Source organism: Actinomyces johnsonii (assembly GCF_006546835.1).
Classification (GTDB): Bacteria; Actinomycetota; Actinomycetes; order Actinomycetales; family Actinomycetaceae; genus Actinomyces; species Actinomyces johnsonii.
Window position 1 is genome coordinate 72,118 of record NZ_VICB01000005.1, and the last position, 22,987, is coordinate 95,104.

The window sequence follows — 22,987 nt, forward strand, 5'->3', positions numbered from 1 at the left end:
CGGGCCGGAGTCAGAGAGGCTCGGCGAACCAGAGCGTTGTCTCGCCGTAGCGCTTGTCCGCGAATCGCCCCAGTCCCTGCGGCCACGCGGGCTCCGGTGAGCGCGTCGAGCGCTCGACGACAACGACGGCGCGAGGGGCCAGCCACGGGTCCTCGCTGCGGGTCAGGGGACTGAGGATCGCGGTGAGCCCCTCCTCGGCCAGCTCGTAGGGCGGATCGATCAGCACCAGGTCCACCGGCGCCCCCGCCGCGCCGGTCAGGAAGGCGGCCGCCTTCGCGGTCACCACCCGCAGTCCGTGCAGACCCAGCGCCCGGATATTGCGTCGGCAGATCTCGGAGGCCGCGCGCGAGGAGTCCACGAGCGTGACGTCGCCGGCCCCCCGGCTCGCCGCCTCCAGGCCCAGGGCTCCTGAGCCCGCGCACAGGTCCAGCACCCGGGCGCCGTCGAGCACCCCGTAGTGCTCCAGCCGGGCGAAGAGGGCCTCGCGCACCCGCTCGGAGGTGGGGCGCGTCCCGGACCGGGGCACCTCGATCCTGCGCCCACCCACGGTTCCGGCCACGATCCTCGTCATGAGGCAGACCCTACCTGGCCTGCCCCCGCCTCTGTTCCAACGGGGCGCTCAGCCCTCCTCGGCCGGGGCGTGCTGGCCGTAACCGGTATCCCGGATCTTGCGTGCGACCGCCGCGATCTGCTCGTCGGAGAGGATCTTGGGGCTGGAGACGGCGAGCGTGCGCAGGTAGAGCTCGCAGACCCACTCCAGCTCCTGCGCCGGTCCTGAAGGAGACCGACGCGGCGCGCGTCCCGCACGGCGACACGCCCAGCCAGTAGCGTGACCGCATGAGCCTGGCCGTCTACCCCGGAAGCTTCGACCCCCTTACCCTGGGGCACGTCGACATCGTCGCCCGCGCGACCACGCTCTTCGACGTCGTCGTCATCGGGATCGCCCACAACGCGGCCAAGGCGGGGCACTACCTGCTCGACGCCGAGGAGCGCCTGGCCCTGGCCAGGGCCTCCACCTCCCACCTGCCCGGAGTGGAGGCGGACATCGTCCCCGGGCTCCTGGCCGACTACTGCCGTGGGCGCGGTGCGAACGCCATCATCAAGGGGCTGCGCAACGGCGGCGATCTGGACGCCGAGGCGCCCATGGCGCTGCTCAACCGGGACCTGGGTGCGCCTGAGACGGTGTTCCTGACCGCGTCGCCCATCCACGCCCACATCTCCTCCTCCCTCGTCAAGGACGTCGCCGGCTACGGCCGCGATATCTCCGCCCTCGTTCCGCCCGCCGTCCACCGCGCCCTGGAGGAGCGCCTCGCCGCCGAAGCGCTCCGGCCCGACCGCGGGGACGCCCGGCAGCCGGAGCGGCAGTACGACCGGCGCAGCGGCGCCCCAGGCCCCGTCTTACCCGGAACCCAGCCAGGCCGCTTCGTCGGCGCCGACCACACACGAGAGGACCTACCGTGACGACCAGCCGCGATGCCGGAGACGACCTGCTGCACATCCTCGATGAGCTCGATGAGCTCATCGCCAACGCCCGCTCCATGCCGATGAGCGCGTCCGTGATCGTGAACCGGGAGGCCGCTCAGCACCTCATCGAGCGCGCCCGCCACGCGGTTCCGAGCGCCGTCCACCGCGCCGAGAAGATCGTCGCCGACGCCGACGCCGTTCTGGCCGAGGGGCGCGCCGAGTCCGAGAGGCTCGTCCAGTACGCCCAGGAGGAGTCCGAGCGCCTGGTGGCGGGCGAGAACATCGTGCGCATGGCCAATGACCGGGCTGACAGCATCGTGGCCGCAGCCGAGGACAAGGCCGCCTCCCTGCGTCACGGGGCCGACGAGTACTCCGACCGGGCACTGGCCTCCCTGGAGACCGAGATCGCCAAGATCGCTGAGCAGATCCGCGCCGGCCGCGAGGTACTGGCCGACCGTCTGGGCGGCGGCGCCGACCAGTCGGTGGAGGTCCAGGAGCCCGTTCGACGCCGCTCCGGCTGGTCCGTGGATCCCTCGGCCCGCTGAACCTGCAGTGCGGTGGCCTCGGGGTACGCTCGCGCCAGGCACCTCAACCATCATCCCGCCCACCACCGGCCTGCCACTGGCTTACCGCCGTGGACACACGGTCCACGGCGGCCGCCCTTGGAGAGGGCGGGGTCAACACTCTGTGGAGGAACCCATGTCAGGACTCGTCGTCGACATCGTCGACCTGCCCCGCGCCACCGGCTCGGTCAAGAACCTGCAGATCCGCACCCCCGCCCCCGCCGACCTGGGCACCGAGGTCATCGGCGTGCCCGAGGGCAGCGAGCTCGCCCTCGACGTCACCCTGACCTCCATGGACGACGGAGTCCTGGCCCACGCAGACGCCGATCTTCACATCCACGGCGAGTGCGTACGCTGCCTGCGCGATCTCGACGAGGACCGCACCGTAAGGATCGACGAGCTCTACCTCTTCCCCGAGGCCATCGAGGCCCAGCGGGCCGAGGGCGATGAGGAGGCGGACGACCTCCTGTCCGTCGGGGAGACCACGCTCGACCTCGAGCCCGCCCTGCGCGACGCCGTGGTCCCCGCGCTTCCGTTCCAACCCCTGTGCCGCCCCGACTGCCCCGGGCTGTGCTCCGAGTGCGGCCAGCGCCTCGAGGACGTGCCCGCCGACCACCACCACGAGGTCCTCGACCCGCGCTGGTCCGCTCTGGCCGGCCTGCTGAGCACCGGGACCGACCTAGAGGACAGCGGCGAAGACGGTGAGAAAGACCTACAGGACGGTAGTCAGGAGGACCGGTCCTGATGGCCAAACGCCGCAGCGCCCCGCCCGCGCGCACCGACACCGAGGCGCTCGTCTACCGCTGGGGTCCCAGTATCGACGCCGAGCTCCTCGACCTGGCCCTGACCCACCGCTCCTACGCCCACGAGAACGGTGGCCTGCCCACCAACGAGCGCCTGGAGTTCCTGGGTGACTCCGTCCTGGGGATCATCGTCACCGAGCATCTCTACCGCACCCACCCGGATGTCCCCGAGGGCCAGCTCGCCAAGATGCGTGCGGCCACGGTCTCCGAGCCGGCACTGGCCGCCGTCGCCCGAGATCTGGGGCTGGGGGAGTTCATCAAGCTCGGCAAGGGGGAGGCGCTCTCGGGCGGACGCGACAAGGACTCCATCCTGTCCGATACGGTCGAGGCCCTCATCGGCGCCACCTACCTCACCCACGGCCTGGAGCAGACCCGCACGGTCGTCACCCGTCTCGTCTCCCGCTTCCTGGATTCGGCCCGTACCCGCGGCGCGGGACTGGACTGGAAGACGAGCCTCCAGGAGCTCACCGCCGCCCACCAGCTCGGCAACCCCGCATACGAGGTCACCGGCACCGGCCCCGACCATCAGCGGGTCTTCACAGCCAGTGCCATCGTCGACGGAGAGGTCATGGGACAGGGCACGGGCAGCTCGAAGAAGATCGCCGAGCACGACGCCGCCGAGGCCGCCTACGCCGCCATCCTGGCCGCCCGGGGCGACGGCGGACTCGACCTGCCCGGCGTCAACGAGGCCCTGCGCGCCGACCTGCGCACCCAACAGAGCTGATGCCCGAGCTGCCCGAGGTCGAGGTGGTGCGCGCCGGGCTCGCCCGGCACGTAGCCGGGCGCACCGTCACCCGCGTCGAGGTTCTCGACTCGCGACCCCTGCGCCGTCAGGACGGGGGAGCGCAGGCCTTCGCCGACCAGCTCACCGGACGCACCATGACCGCGGCCGTGAGGCGCGGCAAGTTCCTGTGGCTGCCCCTGGACGATGGACGAGCCCTGTCCGCCCACCTGGGCATGAGCGGTCAGCTCCTCGTGCGCGGCGGCGCCTCCGGGGGAGCCAGCCCCGTGTCCGGCTCGGAGTCGAGGGCCGCAGCCTTCCTGGCCGCCCCGGACGCGCAGACCGGCGGACGCCCGGTGGACCTGAGCGCCACCGAGCAGCCCCGCTACGTGCGGGACCTCTCGGCATCCCCGCGCCACCTGCGCGTACGGCTCCATCTGAGCGCCTGCCCGAGCGCCGACGTCGGCGGTGCCGACACGGAGCGGAGCTCGCATGAGGAGACGGTCCTCGACCTGGTCGACCAGCGCATGCTGGGCGGCCTTCGCGTCGTCGACCTCGTCCCCACCGTCGACGGCGCCCCTGGCGGCATGGGCAGTTCTGAGCCACTGCTGCCGGCCGACGCTGCCCACATCGCCCGCGACCTGCTCGACCCCGCTCTGGAGCGCACCGGCCCCACCGGGGTGGTGAACCGGATACGGGCCTCCAAGCGCGCCATCAAGACCCTCCTGCTCGACCAGGGGATCGTCTCCGGCATCGGCAACATCTACGCCGACGAAGGCCTGTGGGAGGCCGGGGTGCACGGGCTGCGCTCTGGGGCGGCCCTCGGCCCCCGGGTCGTGGCCCGGATCCTCCAGTCCACCGCGGAGGTCATGACTCGGGCACTGGACGTCGGTGGCACGAGCTTCGACGCCCTCTACGTCGACGTCGAGGGGGCCTCAGGATTCTTCGCCCGCGAGCTGAGGGCCTACGGGCGCCAGGGACGGGACTGTCGGCGCTGTGGGACCACCATGCTCCGCGAGACCCTGGGAGGGCGCTCCCACACCTACTGCCCCCGCTGTCAGAGCCGGCCGCGGCCGCCGCGCCGAGGAAATGCCCGGCGCACACCGGCCGTGTGCTGCGGACCCCACGAGAACGGCGCCATGAGGCGGCAGTCCGTGTGACGTAGGTCCCCGCACCCTGGTAATGTCATGAACATGTCACACACCTCCTCCTCGGAGATCGTCCGCGTCATGATCGTGGACGACCACGAGATCGTCCGCCGCGGCATCGCCGAGATCATTGACCGGGCCGACGGGCTCGACGTCGTCGCTGAGGCGGGCTCCCGGGCGGAGGCGGTGCGCCGGGCCGAGCTGGTTCGCCCCGACGTCATCCTCGTGGACCTCCAGCTGCCCGACGGGACTGGCATCGAGCTCATGCAGGAGCTGCGCGAATCGGTGCCTCAGGCCCTGCCGGTCGTACTGACCTCGTTCGACGACGACGAGGCGCTGGCCGAGGCCCTGGCCGCCGGTGCCCGCGCCTATCTGCTCAAGACCGTTCACGGCGCTGAGATCAGCGACGTCGTACGGGCCGTCGCTTCCGGGCGCGTCCTGCTCGATGAGCGCACTGTCACGCGCCGCCGGGCTGACCACGACGATCCCACCGCCGACCTGACCAACGCCGAGCGCAAGGTGCTCGACCTCATCGGCGACGGCCTGTCCAACCGGGAGATCGGTGAGCGCCTCGGGGTCGCCGAGAAGACGGTCAAGAACCACATCACCTCCCTGCTGGCCAAGATGGGCCTGCAGCGGCGCACCCAGGTTGCCGCCTGGGTCGCCGGCCAGCGCGCCTCGGGCTGGCGCAACGGCTGACCGGCTCATCCTCCTGCGGCTCCGCAGCAGGCTCAGTGCAGCCGGCCGCCCTTGCCCAACGGCACCCGCCAGGTGAAGCAGGTGCCGCGGCGCTCGCCGTCGGAGCGGGCCCGCGGACCGATGACGAAGCTCCCGCCGTGACGGCGGGCCCGCTCGGCCATATTGGCCGTTCCCGAGCGGCGCGTCACGGACGGGTTCACCCCGACGCCGTCGTCGCGGCAGACGATCTCCACCACCGGGCTTCCCCGGAAGGGCTCGGCGTCGCCCGAGGCGTGGCCCTCGTCGTCCCCCGGTCCGCAGCAGCGCTCGGAGCCGGGCAGCACCCCTTCGATCTTGACGTCCACCGTCACCGAAGAGGCGTGGGCGTGGCGGGCCACGTTGCTCAGACCCTCGCGCACGACGGCCACCATGTCGTCAGCGATGTCCGGGCCCACGACGGCGTCGACCGAGGTGATGAGCCGGTCCTCCTCGTCGCGATCCACTTGGGCCAGGCCCCGGCCGTCGACGCTCAACAGGAGCGAGGGGGCGTAGCCCAGGGCGTTACGGGCCAGGGAGGCCTCTCGCCGCAGTCGCTCGACGACTCCGACCTCCTCGTCGCGGTCGCGCAGGGAGCGCACGATGGAGCGGATCTGCCCCACGGAGTCATCGACCGCCTCCAGCGCAGTGCTCAGGACGGAGCACACCGTGTCCAGATCCGCATCGGCGCAGGCCTGCTCATCGCCGTCCCGGGCGGCGGCCAGCCGCTCCCGGGCAGCCGAGAGCTGCATGCCGGTGGCGAAGAGCTGCTGGATGGCCAGGTCATGCAGGTCCCGACCGATCCGGGCCCGCTCGTCCAGGAGCGTGGCCATCTCCTCGGCGTGCTGGGCGTCGGCCAGCTCGAAGGCCATGGTGGCCTGGCCCGCCACGAGCTCGGCGATCTCCAGGTCCTGGGCAGTGAACGGGGCGGCTCCGGGGGAGCGCAGCAGCAGCATGACACCCACGCCCCGCCCCCGGTGGATCATTGGGGCGTAGAGGGCCGGTCCGAAGCGGGCCAGTTGGGGCACCAGGAGATCGTCGTCGTGCCAGGCCTTCTCCAGGGAGGCCACGACGAGACCCGTCTGGCGGGCCAGCGCGGTCAGTGCCCGCCCTTCGGGTGGGAAGAAGGTGCCGACCAGCTCCCCGGCGTGCTCGCCGTCGGCGATCTCGCAGATCCAGCGCTCTCCGATGCTGGGCAGGATGAGGGCGGCGGTGTCGGCGTGGGCGACCTGGCGGACCCGGTGGGCGATGAGTGTCAGGGCGTCGTCCTCCTCGGCGCCGGAGAGCAGCAGCGTCGTCAACTCCTGGGAGACGGCCATCCACTGCTCGCGATCGCGGGCCTCGCGGTACAGGCGGGCGTTCTCCACGGCCACCGCGGCGGCCTGCGCCAGAGTCAGGACGGCGTCGGCGTCGGAACGTGTGAAGCCCCCGGGCTTGTCGCACAGGTAGAGATGCCCGTAGACCTGGCCGTGCAGACGCAACGGGGCTGAGAGCAGACTGCCGGTCTCCTCGTCCTCGATGGCGCCGGTGAAGGCCGAGGCCCGTCCCAGGTCGTTGTCGATGACCAGACCGGTGCCCTCGAGCCCATCGAGCAGGGCGTTCTCGCAAGTGCTGGAAGCGGCGGCGCCGGCAGGGGCGCTTGCCATTTGGGCGAGTTCATCGAGGGTCGCCGTGGGCACCCCGCTGCACAGCCCGGTGCCCGAGCCCTCGGGGGAGGCTCCGGCGTCGATGGTATCGATGGCATCGATGTCCATGTCAGCGTGGCTGAGAACGGCGATGGTGCCCCAGGATGCGCCCGTAATGGAGCAGGCCGACTCCACCAGGCGGCGCAGTGCGTCGGGAACGCGCAGGGAGCCGGTCAGCTTCAGGGCCGCCTGGATGAGGGCGACGGTGGTCTCGCCCAGACTCGGCTGGAGGACGGAGGCCTGCCGACCTCGGGTGGAGAGGAGCTGGTCGGCGTGGACGGCGTAGGCCAGGCGTCCCGCCGGGGCGGCCTCGGAGGACGGTGCCGCCGTCTCATCGGCCTCCCGGGCGGGCTCGGGGGACTCCTCGAGGTCGTCCCCGGGTACACCGGGAAACCGGGAGTCCTGCGGGAGAGCGCCTACTGGGTGCTGCGGGTGGTGTGTGGTCATCGTGCTCAGCTCGTCCGGCTCGCATGTTGCCTGTCCTGATCCTCTTGGGAGAGCGACCACCGGTAGGCCTCGGAGACGTCCTGGAGGTCGCGGTGACTGCCCCTGTGCAGGATAGTCGCCGGCGCTTGCTCCGCGTTTGTCTGCGGTGGACGTCCCATGACCAGGACCTCGTCGGCGTGGGCCAGCGAGCTGAGGCGATGGGTGACCAGGAGCGTGCCGCGGCCCTGGCGGGTCCCCACCGTCAGCAGGTCGGCCACGAGCCGGTCCGCGGTGGTGGCGTCGAGGTGCTCGCCGGGCTCGTCCAGGAGCATCAGCGGGGCGGGGGCAGCCAGCGCCCGCGCCAGGAGCAGTCGACGCCGCTCGCCGCCTGACAGCGTTGCGGCGTCCGTGCCGACGACGGTCTCCACGCCGTCGGGCAGCGCCTCGAGCCAGTCCCCGAGCCCGGCTTGATCCAGCAGCTGCCTCGCCTCGGCGGGAGTGACGTCCCCGCGCGCCACGCGCAGGTTCTCCAGAACGTTCGTGTGGAAGACGTGCGCGTCCTCGGCGGTTAGGCAGACCCGGGCCGCCGCCTGTGAACGGGCGACCTGCCACGGCGGGACTCCGTCGAGCGTGAGCGTGCCGCCCCGGGGCTCCAGCAGCCCCGCCAGTGTGGCCAGCAGGGTCGACTTCCCGATTCCCGACGGCCCCACGATCGCCACCCGGCTGCCGACCCTCAGGTCCAGGTCGATACCCTCGGCCACCACCGGCCCGCCCGGCCAGCCCACCGACAGGTTCCTCGCCCGCAGGCGCGGACCGTGCGCCGACGGCGTTGGCAGCTTCCGGGCGTCGGGACAGACTGCGGCGCCGGCACTGGCACTCGTCTCGGCAGTCTCGATGAGTTCCACGATCCGGCAGGCGGCGCCGGCTGATCGCACCAGCTGTACGCTGGCCGGTCCGAGTGCGGAGGTGGCTTCGAAGGCGGCCAGCGGCACCAGGACGATCACCGCCAACCACACCGGAGCCAGCCGCCCGGCGGCCACGGCGCCCACCCCTATCACCAGATTGCCCACGACCGCCATCCCCATGGCTGCCACGTCCAGTGCCGCGGCGATCGCCGCGGGGACTGCGGCCCGATCGCGCAGATGGACCAGGTTCTCCTCCCGGGAGGCGACCTGGTGCATGGAGTCCGCCAGACGCCCGCAGACCATCAACTCCGGTGCTCCCTCCAGCACCGCGAGTACCTCGGCGGACAGCTCGGTGGCCTGCCGCTGACGGGCCTGCTCGGCCATCCGCGCGGAGCGGATCGTGGCCAGCGGCGCCCCCAGCCCGGACAGCAGCAGACAGGTCGCCAGGATGAGGCCGGCCGGCCAGTACACCAGTCCGACCCCGACACTGGTGACCGCGCCTAGGACCGCCGCGACCGTCGCGGGCAGGTAGGCGCGCACCACGAGATCCCCGACCGCGTCAATGTCGCTCCCCACCCGCGCCAGGACGTCGCCGCGGCGCAGCCCCGCAACAGTGTCCGTGCGGGCCGCTGCCAGTGCCTCGTAGAGGCGGGTGCGCAGAGCGCCCATGCCTCTCAGGGCGGTGTCGTGGGAGACGAGCCGTTCGCAGTAGCGCAGAACCGAGCGCGAGACGCCGAAGAGACGCACCGCCACCGGAGCCACCCCCAGTGCGACGACGTCGGGCATCTGAGAGGCCCGGGCGATGAGCCAGGCCGCCACCCCGGACAGGGCCACGGCCGAGGCCATCCCCGCGGTTCCGGCGAGCACGGCCAGCACGAAGCGCGAGCTGTCCACATTCAGCAGGCCCACGGCCCGGCGCAGCGCCCGGCGCTCGCGGGGGGATAGAACGGGGGAGAGGACTCTGGCCACAGGGCTCACCGGATCTCCTCCCGCAATGCGGCTGGCTCTACTGGCTCCGCCGGCTCTGCCTGCTCTGGCTGCATCGGCCTGCTTTCCACCACAACGGCCTGCTCGGCCAGGGCGATGAGCGCCGGACGGTGAGCAATGACCACCACTGTTCGCCCCGAGGCGTGTAGCGCGCGCACTGCGGTGAGAACATGCGTCTCGCTGGCGGCGTCGAGGTGCGCAGTCGGCTCATCCATCACTACCAGCGGCGCCGTCGAGTACAGGGCCCTCGTCAGTGCCAGCCGCTGGCGCTGCCCGACCGACAACCCCGCACCGCCACTGCCGACAGTGGTCTCCCATCCCTGTGGAAGTGTTGCCACCACCTCATCGAAACCGGTGGCCCGGGCCGCTTCCGCAAGCTCATTGGGTACGCCGTCGCAAACGGAGGCGCCAGGTGCCACGTTGTCCAGGACCGTGCCCGGGGTAATCGTGGGACGCTGGGGGACCCAGGCGATCTGCTCCCACCAGGTGGCCGGATCGATCTCGCTGAGGTTGACGGGGCCGCCCTGCGGGGCATGGCCGGAGTCCGGCACGATCCGAACGTGACCACGGTCGGCGGGCATCAGGCCGAGAAGGATCTGCGTTGCCGTCGTTTTGCCCGCACCCGATTGCCCTATCAGGGCCACGAGGCCGCCGGGCCGGATCGTGGCGCTCAGACCCGCAGGGGCCCACGTGCCACGGGCGGCCACGGATATGGCATCGAGCTCGATCCCGGCCGTGCGCAGGTCGGGGGCCGGCAGGGTGCCGCGCTCAGGGACGGGCGTCTCAAGAACCTCGAAGACGGACTCGGCGGCGGCCACCCCGTTGGCCGAGGCGTGGAACTGGAAGCCCACCTGCCGCAGTGGCTGGTACACCTCCGGCGCCACCATGAGTACGAGCAGGCCGGTGAACAGGTCCAGGCGTCCGGCCACCAGCCGGAACCCGATCTCGACGGCGATGATCGCCACCGACAGCGTCGTGATGAACTCCAGGACCGCCCCCGACAGGAAGGCGATCCGCAAGGTCGACATGGTGGTGCGCCGATAGGCGCCCCCCAGGGAGCGCACCCGCTCGGCCGGCCCCCGCTCGCGCCCCAGCGCCTTGAGGGTGGGTAGCCCAGAGATGAGGTCGAGCACCTGGTCTCCCAGGACCCGCATGGTCTCCAGCCGTTCCTGGGACACCGATTGGGTCATCCGACCGATGAGGATCATGAAGATCGGGATAAGAGGCAGAGTGCACACCACGGCCACCGCGGCCGGCCAGTCCTGGGTGATGAGAACCAGCACCGTGGCAGGTGTGACCGTGGCCGCCAGTACCAGTTGGGGCAGGTACCGGGTGAAGTAGGGCTCCAGGTCGTCCAGTCCACGGGTCACCAGGGTGGCGGTTTCGGCGCCGTGCAGCGCCTGCCACCGGGGTCCCAATCGGGCGGCGTGCTCCAGGACCAGGCGGCGCAGCTCGACGATCGTCCCCGTGGCGGAGCGGTGGGCGTGAGCCTCCTGAAGGAGGACCACCAGCGCCCGGGCCACCACAACTGCGCCCAGAGCCATCACCAGCCCCCTGGCCGATGTGGGACTAGCTCCCTCGGAAGTGACTCGGGAGACCGCGCCCGAGATGAGGAATGCCTGCGCCACCACCAGCACGGCGGTCACCATGCCGGTCACGGCCGTGGCGGCTATGTATCGGCGGGCCGAGCGTGCGTAGCGCATCAGCCGGGGGTCGAGGGGCTTCACCCGCCCAAGGATAGGGGAGTAGGTCCAAAGGCCCGGAACCCCTGGCCGATGTGAGCGACTGTTCAGTACCCGAAATGCGCCTCTGGCTGGGCGGAGTCGCGCACCAGTGTGGGGTGCAGTCCGCCCTGGTCGGGGTTGATGCTCTCCACGCTGATGCGGGAGGCGAACACCTTGTAGCTCCAGATCGTGTAGGCCAGGACCCCGGGGACGAACACGGCCGCGGCGACGGTCATGATGAGCAGCGTCGTGTCGGCGCTCGCGGCCTGCTGGATCGTCAGCGAGTAGGCCGGGTCCACCGAGGAGCGCATGACATTGGGGACCATCGCCGCGAAGATAAAGACGGCGGCGAAGGCGATCCCCACGAAGTGCAGGGCGAAGGCCCGTCCCTCACTGGCGGTGCGACCGGCCAGCAGCGAGCCGATGAGCCCGGCTGCGGCGATGGCCAGCGGGATCCAGGACAGGGCACTGCCGGAGTAGGCCAACTGCGCCCACAGCGCCCATGCGGCGGTGACGGCGGTGGCCACTGGAGCTAGCCTGCGGGACAGACCCAGCGCCCGCTGCGAGAGCTCGTCGGTGGTCTTGAGGGCTACGAAGAGCGCGCCGTGGTTGAGGAAGAGCAGGCAGGTGACGACGCCCCCCAGCAAAGTGAAGGGAGTCACCATGGTCGGCAGTCCCCCGGTGATCTGGTGGGCGGCGCCGGCTACGAGCGAGTCCGCCGGAACCTGCTCGGCCGGCACAACGGCGCCGTTGGAGATCTGGACGACCTCGATATGCATTCCCTGAACCAGGTTCGCGAAGGCCACGCCCCATAGGATGGAGGGAATCCAAGCGCTGATCGTGTGGACCCAGTCCCAGCGGTCGCGCCAGGTCTGGGAGTTGACCTTGGGCCGCCACTCGATGGCGCACACGCGCACGATGAGGCACAGCAGGATGATGAACAGGACGATGTACGCCCCGGAGAACAGGGTGGAGTACCACTCCGGGAAGGCCGCGAAGGTGGCCCCGCCTGCGGTGAGCAGCCAGACCTCGTTGCCGTCCCAGTGAGGGCCGATAGTGGCCAGTGTCGCGCGCCGCTCCCGCTCATCGCGCCCCAGGATCTTCAGCAGCATTCCGACGCCGAAGTCGAAGCCCTCCAGGGTGAGGTAGCCGATCCACAGGACGGCGATGAGAATGAACCAGAGGATGCTCAGTGTCATGGGTGTCTTCCTTCCTCGGCTCAGTAGGCGAAGGACAGAGCGGGGACGCTCGTGGGCGAGTCGCCGGACTCGCCGTCGGAGCTGTCCGCGTCAGTGCTGCCGGCTCCCGCTGCCTCGCCGGCCCTGGCAGGTTTATCGACCTCGTCCGGCACCGGGGTGCGCACGCCCTCGCGGATGTAACGGCGCAGCAGCACGAACCAGACCACGCCGAGCGCGGCGTACAGCAGGGTGAAGATGACCATCGAGGCCAGCACCGTGGTCGAGGAGACCACGGAGGAGACTCCATCGGCGGTGAGCATGTAGACCTGGGAGACCGGGTCGGACAGGTTGGGAACGATGACCCAGGGCTGGCGCCCCATCTCGCGGAAGATCCATCCGAAGGAGCAGGCGATGAAGGGCAGCCACATGGTGGCCAGCGCCGCCTTGCCCAGGAGTGGGCGGGAGATGAGTCTGCCGGAGCGGGTCAGCCACAGGGCCAATGCTCCCAGTCCCATCGAGGCCATGCCCAGGCCGATCATGAGTCGGAAGGACCAGAAGTTGACCATGACGTTGGGGCTGTAGTCGACGGCGTTGCCGCGGGCATCGGTGGTCCCGTATTGCTGCGCGTAGGTGTCACCGGCCTCCCGGAGCCCGGTGATCTCGGCATTGAAGTCATTGGTGGCCATGAAGGAGTAGACGCCGGGAATCGAGATGAACCGGACCATGCCGTCCTCATTCTTGCAGTCCCCGAAGGCGGCCACGGTGAAGGGGGCGCCGGCTTCGGAGTGGCACAGGCCCTCGGCGGCAGCCATCTTGGCCGGCTGGTACTCGGCGATCAGCTGACCCTGCATGTGGCCGGTACCGGCGGTGACCAGCCCCGCGGCCACCATGGCGATGGCTCCGAAGCGGGTCACGCGGCGCCACAGCTCACGGGCTTCGAAGTCCTGCTCGGCGCGGGCGGCCTTGGTCATCCACCACACGGAGACGCCCAGGATGACGGCGCCGGCGACCAGCAGCGCCGAAGAGATGACGTGCAGGACGGTGGCCCACACCAGCTCGTTGGACAGGAGTTTGAGGAAACCGCTCACGCCGTCGAGCTCGGCGCGCCCCGTCTTGGGGTTGACGACGGCGCCCACCGGGTGCTGCATCCAGGAGTTGGCGGTGAGGATGAAGAAGGCGGAGAAGTTCGTGCCCGCGGCCACGGCCCACATGCACAGGTTGTGCAGCCTGGGGCTCAGACGGTCCCATCCGAAGATCCACAGGCCTAGGAAGACGGACTCCATGAAGAAGGCCAGCAGGGCCTCGAAGGCGAGGGGGGCGCCGAAGATGTTGCCGACGAACCTCGAGTACTCCGACCAGTTCATGCCGAACTGGAACTCCTGGACGATACCGGTGGCCACGCCCAGTGCGAAGTTGATCAGCAGGATCTTGGCGAAGAACTTGGTGGCCACCAGCCACTGCTTGTTGCCGGTCCGGCGCCACAGCGTCTCCATGAGAGCCACCAGCGGGGAGAGCCCGATGGTCAGCGGAACCAGGATGAAGTGGTAGACGGTGGTGATACCGAACTGCCAGCGCGCCAGATCCAGAGAGTCCAGCGCCATAGGAGAGATGGCCATCAATGCCACCTTTCGAAGACGACGATGAGATCAATAAGGTGTTCTGTAGAACATCCTACAGGTCAATAACCATATTATAGAGCAACTCTGACGTAGTGTCGTGAAACATATCGGGTTTCGATGCCTTGATCCTGTGCTTAGAGTTCCTCTGTTTTCCTTGTCTTGACTGCTTTTCGGTGAAGCTGGCGGAGGGTCTTTCGGGTGTCGTCATTGACAACCGTCGACCTTGAGGGTGGGACTGAAGGCCCGTAAGTAAAATTTCGAAGAAGGTCGAAAGCTGATTGTAGTCTAAGAGTTTGCTGACTATATAGTGAGATGAGGTGTGGGCGAGACATCGGCCACCATGGTCATGACGAGTCGCGCAAGCGCTTATCGCCGTATGTGTGGGATACTTCGATCCGGCTTCGGGTGCTCCGTACCGGTACCCGGGGTCGCGCCTTCCGACCGACCCTGTCCGAGGACCTTGCGCCGCCTGAGACGCGCCGCTGCGAGCCCGGTCTGTGTGGACGTCAGGCAAGGCATGCGCCCTGTCGGGCGCACTCGCAGACTTTTTCGCTGCTCCCGCTCGGGAGCACAACCGCGCTGACGCGTCGAGGGTACGACGACGGCGTCGGCCCCGGAGAGTGCAAGCCCCATGGCACATCGCACCACATCAGAATCAACAGAATCGCACGAGCAGGACCAGGCTGCCGCCGACGCCGTGAGCGCCCCGGCTCCGCGCCGCCGCCGCAAGGTCACCGCCGCCTCCGCCGCCCCCGCCCAGGCTCCCGCTGCCGAGCAGCCGGGCTCGATGAGTCCGATGAGCGCCGTCGGCGCCGTGACAACGTCGGGTTCTGACGAGTCCGACGGCGAAGGCTCCGAGTCGTCTGACTCGCCGATCGCTCCGTCGGTGCCCGCTCGTCGCCGCCGTAAGGTCACCGCCGCCTCCGCCGCCCCTGAGGCGGCGCCGGCCGCTGAGTCCCGTCTTGCCATTGCCGGAACCGCAGAACCCGATGAGTCGCAGCCGGAGGGGACGGAGTCAAGCTCTGCGCAGGATGGAGCGAAGGCGCATGTTGAGGAAGACGACGAGACTGATGGGCAGACTTCCGGTGCAGAGGAGCTGCACATCGATGCCCCCCGGGGAGATCAGGAAGAGGAAGTAGCCCAGACGCCTCGTCTGCCGGCCGCCTCTCTTCTGTTCCAGGCTCCCGATCCCAGTCGGGCCCGTCGTCGTCGGCGGGTCACCGCCGCGACAGCGGCTCCTCAGCATGCACCGACCGCCTCGCGCCACCAGGGTGCGAGCGGCTGGAGCGAAGCGGACGACGATCCCCGGACAGGCTCTCGAATCAAAACCGATAACCGGGAGACGGGCGGCGAGGACGAGGCGGAAACCGGCTCGTCCCGAGGCGGTCGTGGCGGGCGCAGTCGTCGTCGACGGGCGGCCGCCGGTGCAGGAGCGCCGCAGGAGGGACGCGGGGGCACTCCGGCCGAGGAACCCGGCGACGATGACACCGAGTCGTCTGAGTCCCTCGAGTCGCCCGAGTCCGACGGGGTTGATGACGCTGACGAGTCCCGGGCCGGCTCATCGGCTGGCGTCCGTGAGAGCGGGGGTCGTCGCAGGCGCCGCCGCGGTGGGCGCGGTCGGCGCTCGCGTTCGCGCGCAGAGGCTTCCGAGCGCGGTGAGTCCGACGGCCAGGACACCGGGGGCTCGTTGAGTTCAGACCGGGAGGATGTCGGCGGTGAGGTCTCTTCGGTGCGCGAGATCGCAGCGGATACCGCCATGGGAGTCGTCTCTGGATCGCGCCGGCGCCGGCGCCGGTCCCGTACCCGCTCCGAGGGCGGAGACCTGCGTGACGAGGTCATGGCGCTCAAGGGTTCCACCCGCTTGGAGGCCAAGCGGCAGCGCCGTCGTGAGGGACGGGCGGCCGGGCGCCGTCGGCCGATCGTGACCGAGGCTGAGTTCCTGGCCCGCCGTGAGTCCGTGGAGCGTCAGATGATCGTGCGCGAGTCAGACGGCCTCAACCAGATCGCCGTCCTGGAGGATGGGCTCCTCGTGGAGCACTACGTCTCCCGGCACACCCAGACCTCCATGGTCGGCAACGTCTACGTCGGCCGGATCCAGAACGTCCTGCCCTCCATGGAGGCCGCCTTCGTGGACCTGGGCAAGGGGCGCAACGCCGTGCTCTACGCCGGCGAGGTCAACTGGGACGCCGCCGGTATGGAGGGCCGTCCCCGCCGGATCGAAGATGCTCTCTCCAGTGGCGACACCGTCCTGGTGCAGGTCACCAAGGACCCCATCGGTCACAAGGGCGCCCGTCTCACCAGCCAGATCACTTTGGCGGGCCGTTACCTGGTCCTTGTCCCCGGGGGCACCATGACGGGGATCTCGCGCAAGTTGCCCGACACCGAGCGCAGTCGTCTGAAGAAGATTCTCAAGCGGATCGTGCCCGACTCCGCCGGAGTTATCGTGCGCACCGCCGCCGAGGGGGCCACTCAGGAGCAGCTGACCACCGATGTCGAGCGGCTCGTGGCCCAGTGGGAGACCATCGAGAAGAAGGCCTCTTCCGTCATGAAGGGCAGCGGCAGGGCCCCCGTCCTCCTCAAGGGCGAACCGGAGCTCGCCGTGAGAGTCATCCGCGACGTCTTCAACGAGGACTTCCGCAAGCTCATCATCTCCGGCGACAAGGCCTGGTCGACGATCTCGCAGTACATCGACGAGGTCAGCCCGGATTTGGCCGAGCGTCTCGAGCACTGGGTCAGTCCCGATGACGTCTTCGCCGCCCACCGTGTGGACGAGCAACTCGCCAAGGGCTTTGATCGCAAGGTGTGGCTGCCCAGCGGCGGCACCCTGGTCATCGACCGCACCGAGGCGATGACCGTCATCGATGTCAACACCGGCCGCTTCACCGGTGCGGGCGGCACACTGGAGGAGACCGTCACCCGCAACAACCTCGAGGCCGCCGAGGAGATCGTGCGTCAGCTGCGTCTGCGCGACATCGGCGGCATGGTCGTCATCGACTTCGTCGACATGGTCCTGGAGTCCAACCGGGACCTCGTCCTGCGCCGGCTCGTGGAGTGCCTGGGACGAGACCGGACCCGTCATCAGGTCACTGAGGTCACCTCGCTCGGCCTGGTTCAGATGACCCGCAAGCGGGTGGGGCAGGGCCTGGTCGAGGCCTTCTCCACCACCTGCGAGCACTGCAAGGGCCGCGGTTTCATCGTCCACGACGAGCCCGTCGAGAACCAGCAGGTGGACATGTCGGCCTCGGCCTCCCGCGGCGCAGGGCGCTCGCGCGGTCGTAAGAACCGCGAGGAGCAGACGGCCGTAGGTGGCGGTAAGAAGGGCGCTAAGAAGGATGCTCAGGAGACCCGGGGGCCCAAAGCCGCCAAGGGGGGCTCCAAGGGATCTGGAAGGCGCGACGTCCTCGGCTCGCCCGAGTCCGGAGCCGACGACGAGGCCCGCGCCGCGGTCCGCGGTGCACTGGCCCAGATCGCGGCCGCCGCAGAGCAGGCCCATAAGGATGTCAAGCAGGACAATCAGACGCCTCACGAGGCTCAGGGGGCCGACGGTTCGCAGGGGATCGGCGAGGAACGGGCCGAGAACGCAGCCGACCTCGGCGATGACGTCGACGGGCAGAACGTCGCTCGGACCTCCCGGACCGAGGACAAGGAGACCAGAACCGGAGGAAAGAAGTCTGCTGCCAAGAGGTCGGCGGACAAGGCCGATAAGAAGTCGGCGAAGAAATCTGTCAAAAAGTCTGCCAAGAAGTCTGCCAAGAAGTCGGCGCAGAAGACTGCTAAGAAAACCGAGGAGACGCCCGAGGATCCGGCGGGCGGGGCGGCTGAAGAACCCGCCGACGGCGAGCCTGTGAGGAGAACGAGGAGAAGGGCCGTCGTGAAGAGCTCCTCGCCGTCGCCGGAGAGTTCTTCAGATGGCCCGACGACCTCTGCCTAGCACTCTCACGGCCTTCGTGCCCAAGAACACAGGGAGTAGCACGGGCCGGAGGTTGGTGCCGGCGACATGATCGCCTAGAGTTATCTGCCGGTGCGTCTTGCGCCATTGCCCAGGACAGGGCCCTCCCGGTGAGGCTGATCGAAGCCGTACCGCGCGTGAGAGCCTTTCGAAGAATCTACAGAGATGAGCATTCAAGTGGTCTACGCGATCGTCAAAGCCGGCGGCCGTCAGGAGAAGGTCTCCGTCGGCGACGTCGTGGTTGTCGACAAGCTTGCTGGTGAGATCGGCGACGAGGTCTCCCTCGCTCCCGTCATGCTGGTGGATGGCGACAAGGTGACCACCTCTGCCGCCGACCTGGCCAAGTCCTCCGTCACCGCTGAGATCATCGGCGACGAGAAGGGCCCCAAGATCAACATCCTCAAGTTCAAGAACAAGACCGGCTTCCGCAAGCGCCAGGGCCACCGCGCTCAGCTGACGGCCGTCAAGGTCACCGCCATCAAGTGACCGCCCCGGCGTCAGCCAGTACACGGACATCCTGAACGCACACGCTCGAGAAGAAAGAAGCCTCAACCATGGCACACAAGAAGGGTCTTGGTTCCTCCCGTAACGGCCGCGACTCCAACGCGCAGCGCCTCGGCGTCAAGCGCTTCGGCGGCCAGCTCGTCAAGGCCGGCGAAATCCTCGTCCGCCAGCGCGGCACCCACTTCCACCCGGGCCGCAATGTCGGCCGCGGCAACGACGACACCCTGTTCGCCACCGCCGCCGGTAACGTTGAGTTCGGCACTTTCCGCGGCCGCCGGGTCGTCAACGTCGTGCTCCCCGAGGCCTGAGCCCCGGGCACACCCCACGTCATCGCGAGGGCGGACGGCACCTGCCGTCCGCCCTCGCCCTATCTCCGGACTCACAGGAGACCCCATGCCCAGCTTCATCGATCGAGTGGTTCTCCACGTGGCCGGCGGCGACGGCGGCAACGGCTGCACGTCCGTGCACCGTGAGAAGTTCAAGCCCCTGGCCGGCCCCGACGGCGGCGACGGCGGTCACGGCGGCGACGTCGTCCTGGTCGTCGATCCCCGGGTGACGACTCTGCTGAGCTACCACCGCTCCCCGCACCAGCGGGCCGGCAACGGCACCCCCGGCATGGGCGACTGGCGTCGTGGCACCGATGGCAAGGATCTCCTCCTGCCCGTGCCCGAGGGCACCGTCGTCAAGGATGCCGACGGCCAGATCATCGCCGACCTCGTGGGCGAGGGTGCCAGCATCGTGGTCGCCGAGGGCGGCACCGGCGGGCGCGGCAACTTCTCCCTGGCCTCCTCCAAGCGCAAGGCCCCCGGCTTTCACCTCCTGGGCGAACCCGGCCAGGCCGGGGACGTCACCTTAGAGCTCAAGACCATCGCCGACGTTGCCCTCGTGGGCTACCCCAGCGCCGGCAAATCCTCCCTCATCGCCGCCATGAGCGCCGCCCGCCCCAAGATCGCCGACTACCCCTTCACGACCCTCGTGCCCAACCTCGGAGTCGTCGAGGCCGGCGACGTGCGCTACACGATCGCAGACGTCCCCGGCCTCATCCCCGGCGCCTCCCAGGGCAAGGGGCTGGGCCTGGACTTCCTGCGGCACATCGAGCGCTGCGCCGTCATCGTCCATGTCCTGGACTGCGCCACCCTCGAGCCGGGCCGTGACCCCCTGTCCGACCTGGACACCATCGAGGCCGAGCTCGCCGCCTACTCCGAGCGCCTCGGGGACCAGGAGGACGATCCCCTCCTCACCGGCCGGATCCCGCTCATGGAGCGGCCCCGCATCGTGGTGCTCAACAAGGTCGACGTCCCCGACGCCGCCGAGCTCGCCGAGTTCGTGCGCGCCGATATCGAAGCCCGGGGCCTGCCTGTGCACATCGTCTCGGCGGTCGCCCACACAGGGCTGCGGCCCCTGTCCTTCGCCTTGGCCGGCGAGGTTGAGCGGGCCCGCGAGATGGCCCCGCGGGACGTTCGGCGTGATGGCGAGGCCGACGGAACTCGTCCGGTCATCCGCCCCGAAGCGGTCGGGCGCCGCGAGAAGGAGAGCGTCGCCCAGGTGCGCCTGCTGGTCCACCCCAGCGAGGGACAGGTCTACCAGGTCCGCGGCCAGCGCCCCGAGCGCTGGGTGCGCCAGACCGACTTCTCCAACGACGAGGCCGTCGGCTACCTCGCCGACCGTCTGGCCGCGGCAGGCGTTGAGGACGAGCTCGTCAAAGCCGGAGCCCACGCAGGCGACACCGTCCTCATCGGCGAGGTAGACGGGGGAGTGCTGTTCACCTGGGAACCCTCGATGACCACCGGCCCCGAGCTCTTGGGAGCCCGCGGCACCGACCTACGCCTGGAGGGCAGCCGGCGTCGGACCAACGTCGAGCGGCGCAGTCAATACCACGAGATGATGGACGCCAAGGAGGCCGCGCGCCAGCAGCTGCGCGAGGAGGCCGCCGAGGGCCTGTGGACCGATGCCGCCACCTGGCACGAGGGCGACGAGGATTGACGGGCGGGGACAGCATGAAACCACCAGCGGCTGATGGCGACAACGCCCATCGCGACGGCTTCCACTCGGGCGGGCGGCCTGATCGCCTGCCCGAGGGCGCCCGCGTCGTGGTCAAGGTCGGCTCCTCCTCGCTGACGCGCACCGACGGCGGGCTCGACCTCAACCGCATCGACATCCTTGCCGGCCTCATCGCCGGAATGCGGCGGCGCGGTCACGACGTCGTCCTGGTCTCCTCCGGGGCCGTCGCCTCGGGCCTCGCGCCACTGGGGTTGGACCGGCGCCCCGACGAGCTGCGCCTCCTGCAGGCGGCCGCCTCGGTCGGACAGGGCCGGCTCGCCGCCCGCTGGGAGACCGCTATGAGCGCCTACGGCCTGGTGACCGCCCAGGTTCTCCTAACTGCTCACGACGTCGCCATCCGCAGTCACTACCGCACGGTGCGGGCCACCTTCGACTCCCTGCTCTCTCTGGGAGCCGTGCCCATCATCAACGAGAACGACGCGGTGGCCACCAGCGAGTTCAGCCTCGGCGACAACGACCGCCTGGCCGCCCTCGTCGCCCACCTGGTGACCGCCGACGTCCTCGTGCTACTCACCGACGTCGACGGGCTGTGGACCGCACGGCCCGGAACCCCCGGCGCCCAGCCCATCCGCCACGTGCGCTCATCCGGCGACCTCGAGGGCGTCAGCGTCTCCGGGCGCGGTTCCTTCGTGGGCACCGGCGGCATGACCACCAAGCTCCAAGCCGCCACCATCGCCTGCGCCTCGGGCACCACCACCCTCATCGCCCGGGCCGACGACGCCGCCCGCCTTCTGGGCGAGGTCCGGGTCCCGGCCGACCTGGGCAGCTGGTTCGATCCCACCGGACCACACCGCTCCAGTCGCCGGTTGTGGATGGCCCACGCCTCCCAGCCCGAGGGACGCCTCCTCATCGATTCCGGCGCGGCCCGGGCCCTGACCGTGGGCAAGAAGTCGCTCCTGCTGCCCGGTCTCACGGGCGTCGACGGCGACTTCGAGTCCGGGACCGTGGTCGACGTCGTCGGCCCCGAGCGCACCCTGGCCCGCGGGATCTGCCGCTACGCGGCCGCCGAGCTGCGCGAGGTCCTAGCCGCCCGGGCCGCAGGCGCGCCGGCACCCGACCATGTGGCTCCCGTCGTCCACCGCGACGACCTCGCCGAGCTGCCTCGCACTGCCGGAGTCTGAGGACACCATCGGCCTCGTCTTCTATGGTGGCCCCATGAACGACGTCGACGCCCACGAGCTCGTCACCGCAGCCGCCCGCGCGGCCCGCACCGCACAACGAAGCCTGGCCAGAGCCCCGCGCGCCGTCAAGGACGCCGCCCTGGAGGCCATGGCCCACAGCCTCACCGAGCATACCGAGGCGATCCTCGCCGCCAATGCCGCCGACCTAGAGCGTGGACGCGAGTCCGGGATGAAGTCCGGGCTCCTGGACCGCCTCGCCCTGGACGCCGGTCGTCTGTCCGACATCGCCGGAGCCCTGCGGGAGGTCGCCGCTCTGCCCGACCCCGTCGGCGAGATCATTGACGGCTCGGTCATGCCAAACGGGCTGCGGGTGCGCCGGGTGCGGGTGCCCCTGGGTGTCGTCGGCATGATCTACGAGGCCCGCCCCAATGTTACGGTCGATACCGCCGCCCTGGCCGTCAAGTCCGGCAACGCCATCATCCTGCGCGGCGGCAGCGCAGCCCAGGACTCCAACGCCGCCATCGTGGCGGCCCTGCGCAGCGCCCTGGACGCCCAGGGACTGCCCGCAGACCTCGTCACCAGCGTAGACGCCGCCGGCCGGGACGGGGCCCGCGCCCTCATGCGGGCCCACGGCCTGGTCGACGCCCTGGTGCCGCGCGGCGGGGCCGGTCTCATTCGCGCCGTCGTCGAGCAGTCCACCGTTCCGGTCATCGAGACCGGCTCGGGGAACTGCCACGTCTACGTCGACGCCAGCGCCGACCTCCAGGCCGCGGTCGACATCATCGTCAATGCCAAGACCCAGCGCGTCGGCGTGTGCAACGCCGCCGAGACGCTCCTGGTTCACATCGACGTCGCCGCCGACTACCTGCCGGAGGCAGCCGCCGCCCTGTGGGATAAGGACACGGTCCTGCACGCCGATCCCGCCGCCCACCGGATCCTGACCGAGGTCGCCGGTGGTGAGCGCCTGGAGCTCCTGGTCGAGGCCACCGAGGACGATTGGGACACCGAGTACGGGTCGCTGGACCTGGCCGTGCGCGTCGTGGAGGACCTGGAAGAGGCTGTCGACCACATCCGGGCCCACACCACCGGGCACACCGAGGCCGTCCTGGCCCAGGACGTGGGCGTCATCAAGGACTTCATCGCGGGTATGGATTCGGCGGCCATCATGGTCAACGCCTCGACCCGTTTCACTGACGGCGGCCAACTGGGGCTGGGGGCTGAGCTGGGCATCTCCACCCAGAAGCTCCACGCCCGCGGCCCCATGGGCCTGACCGAGCTGACGACGACGACCTGGATCGTTGAGGGCGACGGGCACACCCGGCCCTGACCCGCGAGCGCCGGCTTGTCCGCTCTCCTGTGGATTCTGAGGCGTTTTCGGGTGCTTCTTGTGCTCTGCACCAATGTACTGACCTGTC

Annotated in this window: 18 protein-coding genes and 1 pseudogene; 12 read left to right on the plus strand and 7 right to left on the minus strand. The window is 69.9% G+C overall.

What is annotated here, in order from left to right; genetic code table 11:
- Nucleotides 1-10: 10 nt before the first annotated feature.
- Nucleotides 11-571, minus strand: a complete 561-nt coding sequence (rsmD, locus tag FK256_RS05085; RefSeq protein WP_141423948.1) for a 16S rRNA (guanine(966)-N(2))-methyltransferase RsmD — start codon at nucleotides 569-571, stop codon at nucleotides 11-13.
- A gap of 48 nt (nucleotides 572-619) precedes the next feature.
- Nucleotides 620-769, minus strand: a pseudogene (locus FK256_RS14815) (class II aldolase/adducin family protein); the annotation flags it as partial.
- Nucleotides 770-837: 68 nt separating this feature from the next.
- Here FK256_RS14815 and coaD point away from each other — a divergent pair.
- From coaD to FK256_RS05120, 6 genes are all read left to right on the plus strand, one after another.
- Nucleotides 838-1,461: a pantetheine-phosphate adenylyltransferase gene (coaD, locus tag FK256_RS05095; protein WP_141423949.1), complete on the plus strand. Its 624-nt coding sequence runs from the start codon at nucleotides 838-840 to the stop codon at nucleotides 1,459-1,461.
- Nucleotides 1,458-2,009, plus strand: a complete 552-nt coding sequence (locus FK256_RS05100; RefSeq protein WP_009233613.1) for a hypothetical protein — start codon at nucleotides 1,458-1,460, stop codon at nucleotides 2,007-2,009. The genes coaD and FK256_RS05100 overlap by 4 nt, the downstream gene beginning before the upstream one ends.
- A 154-nt stretch (nucleotides 2,010-2,163) precedes the next feature.
- Nucleotides 2,164-2,772: a YceD family protein gene (locus FK256_RS05105; protein WP_141423950.1), complete on the plus strand. Its 609-nt coding sequence runs from the start codon at nucleotides 2,164-2,166 to the stop codon at nucleotides 2,770-2,772.
- On the plus strand, nucleotides 2,772-3,554 hold the full coding sequence (gene rnc / locus FK256_RS05110; RefSeq protein ID WP_021607448.1) for a ribonuclease III: 783 nt from the start codon (nucleotides 2,772-2,774) through the stop codon (nucleotides 3,552-3,554). Before FK256_RS05105 ends, rnc begins: the two co-directional genes overlap by 1 nt.
- A complete protein-coding gene (mutM, locus tag FK256_RS05115; protein WP_141423951.1) occupies nucleotides 3,554-4,711 on the plus strand; it encodes a bifunctional DNA-formamidopyrimidine glycosylase/DNA-(apurinic or apyrimidinic site) lyase in 1,158 nt (385 codons plus the stop codon). The genes rnc and mutM overlap by 1 nt, the downstream gene beginning before the upstream one ends.
- 33 nt (nucleotides 4,712-4,744) lie before the next feature.
- Nucleotides 4,745-5,398 carry a response regulator gene (locus FK256_RS05120; RefSeq protein ID WP_197274137.1) on the plus strand — a complete coding sequence of 218 codons (654 nt, stop codon included), beginning with the start codon at nucleotides 4,745-4,747 and terminating at the stop codon, nucleotides 5,396-5,398.
- A gap of 32 nt (nucleotides 5,399-5,430) precedes the next feature.
- Here the strand turns inward: FK256_RS05120 and FK256_RS05125 are convergent, their stop codons facing one another.
- The 5 genes from FK256_RS05125 to FK256_RS05145 form a co-directional block, all read right to left on the minus strand.
- Nucleotides 5,431-7,545, minus strand: coding sequence for a GAF domain-containing sensor histidine kinase (locus tag FK256_RS05125; RefSeq protein ID WP_141423952.1), 2,115 nt, complete (start codon nucleotides 7,543-7,545; stop codon nucleotides 5,431-5,433).
- A 5-nt stretch (nucleotides 7,546-7,550) separates the two neighbouring features.
- Nucleotides 7,551-9,407 (minus strand): thiol reductant ABC exporter subunit CydC, encoded by a 1,857-nt coding sequence (gene cydC, locus FK256_RS05130; RefSeq protein WP_141423953.1) that lies wholly within the window; start codon nucleotides 9,405-9,407, stop codon nucleotides 7,551-7,553.
- The gene (gene cydD, locus FK256_RS05135) at nucleotides 9,404-11,143 is read right to left on the minus strand and encodes a thiol reductant ABC exporter subunit CydD (RefSeq protein WP_211343525.1); all 1,740 of its coding nucleotides are present in this window, start codon (nucleotides 11,141-11,143) and stop codon (nucleotides 9,404-9,406) included. Before cydD ends, cydC begins: the two co-directional genes overlap by 4 nt.
- Nucleotides 11,144-11,205: 62 nt before the next feature.
- Complete coding sequence (gene cydB, locus FK256_RS05140) at nucleotides 11,206-12,339, minus strand: cytochrome d ubiquinol oxidase subunit II (RefSeq protein ID WP_141423954.1); 1,134 nt, start codon at nucleotides 12,337-12,339, stop codon at nucleotides 11,206-11,208.
- Nucleotides 12,340-12,359: 20 nt separating this feature from the next.
- Entirely contained in the window at nucleotides 12,360-13,934 is a 1,575-nt protein-coding gene (locus tag FK256_RS05145; RefSeq protein ID WP_141423955.1) for a cytochrome ubiquinol oxidase subunit I, read from the minus strand.
- Between the two features lie 634 nt (nucleotides 13,935-14,568).
- On the opposite strand from FK256_RS05145, the gene FK256_RS05150 reads away from it, so the two are divergent.
- The 6 genes from FK256_RS05150 to FK256_RS05175 all read left to right on the plus strand — a co-directional run bounded on the left by FK256_RS05150 (nucleotide 14,569) and on the right by FK256_RS05175 (nucleotide 22,899).
- Nucleotides 14,569-17,868 (plus strand): Rne/Rng family ribonuclease, encoded by a 3,300-nt coding sequence (locus tag FK256_RS05150; protein ID WP_141423956.1) that lies wholly within the window; start codon nucleotides 14,569-14,571, stop codon nucleotides 17,866-17,868.
- A gap of 183 nt (nucleotides 17,869-18,051) precedes the next feature.
- Nucleotides 18,052-18,372: a 50S ribosomal protein L21 gene (rplU, locus tag FK256_RS05155; RefSeq protein WP_009233602.1), complete on the plus strand. Its 321-nt coding sequence runs from the start codon at nucleotides 18,052-18,054 to the stop codon at nucleotides 18,370-18,372.
- Between the two features lie 68 nt (nucleotides 18,373-18,440).
- Nucleotides 18,441-18,698, plus strand: a complete 258-nt coding sequence (gene rpmA, locus FK256_RS05160) for a 50S ribosomal protein L27 (RefSeq protein WP_009233601.1) — start codon at nucleotides 18,441-18,443, stop codon at nucleotides 18,696-18,698.
- An 85-nt stretch (nucleotides 18,699-18,783) separates the two neighbouring features.
- A complete protein-coding gene (gene obgE, locus FK256_RS05165; protein ID WP_141423957.1) occupies nucleotides 18,784-20,373 on the plus strand; it encodes a GTPase ObgE in 1,590 nt (529 codons plus the stop codon).
- A gap of 14 nt (nucleotides 20,374-20,387) precedes the next feature.
- Complete coding sequence (gene proB, locus FK256_RS05170; protein ID WP_009233599.1) at nucleotides 20,388-21,572, plus strand: glutamate 5-kinase; 1,185 nt, start codon at nucleotides 20,388-20,390, stop codon at nucleotides 21,570-21,572.
- A 34-nt stretch (nucleotides 21,573-21,606) separates the two neighbouring features.
- Nucleotides 21,607-22,899 (plus strand): glutamate-5-semialdehyde dehydrogenase, encoded by a 1,293-nt coding sequence (locus FK256_RS05175; RefSeq protein ID WP_141423958.1) that lies wholly within the window; start codon nucleotides 21,607-21,609, stop codon nucleotides 22,897-22,899.
- Nucleotides 22,900-22,987 lie beyond the last annotated feature (88 nt).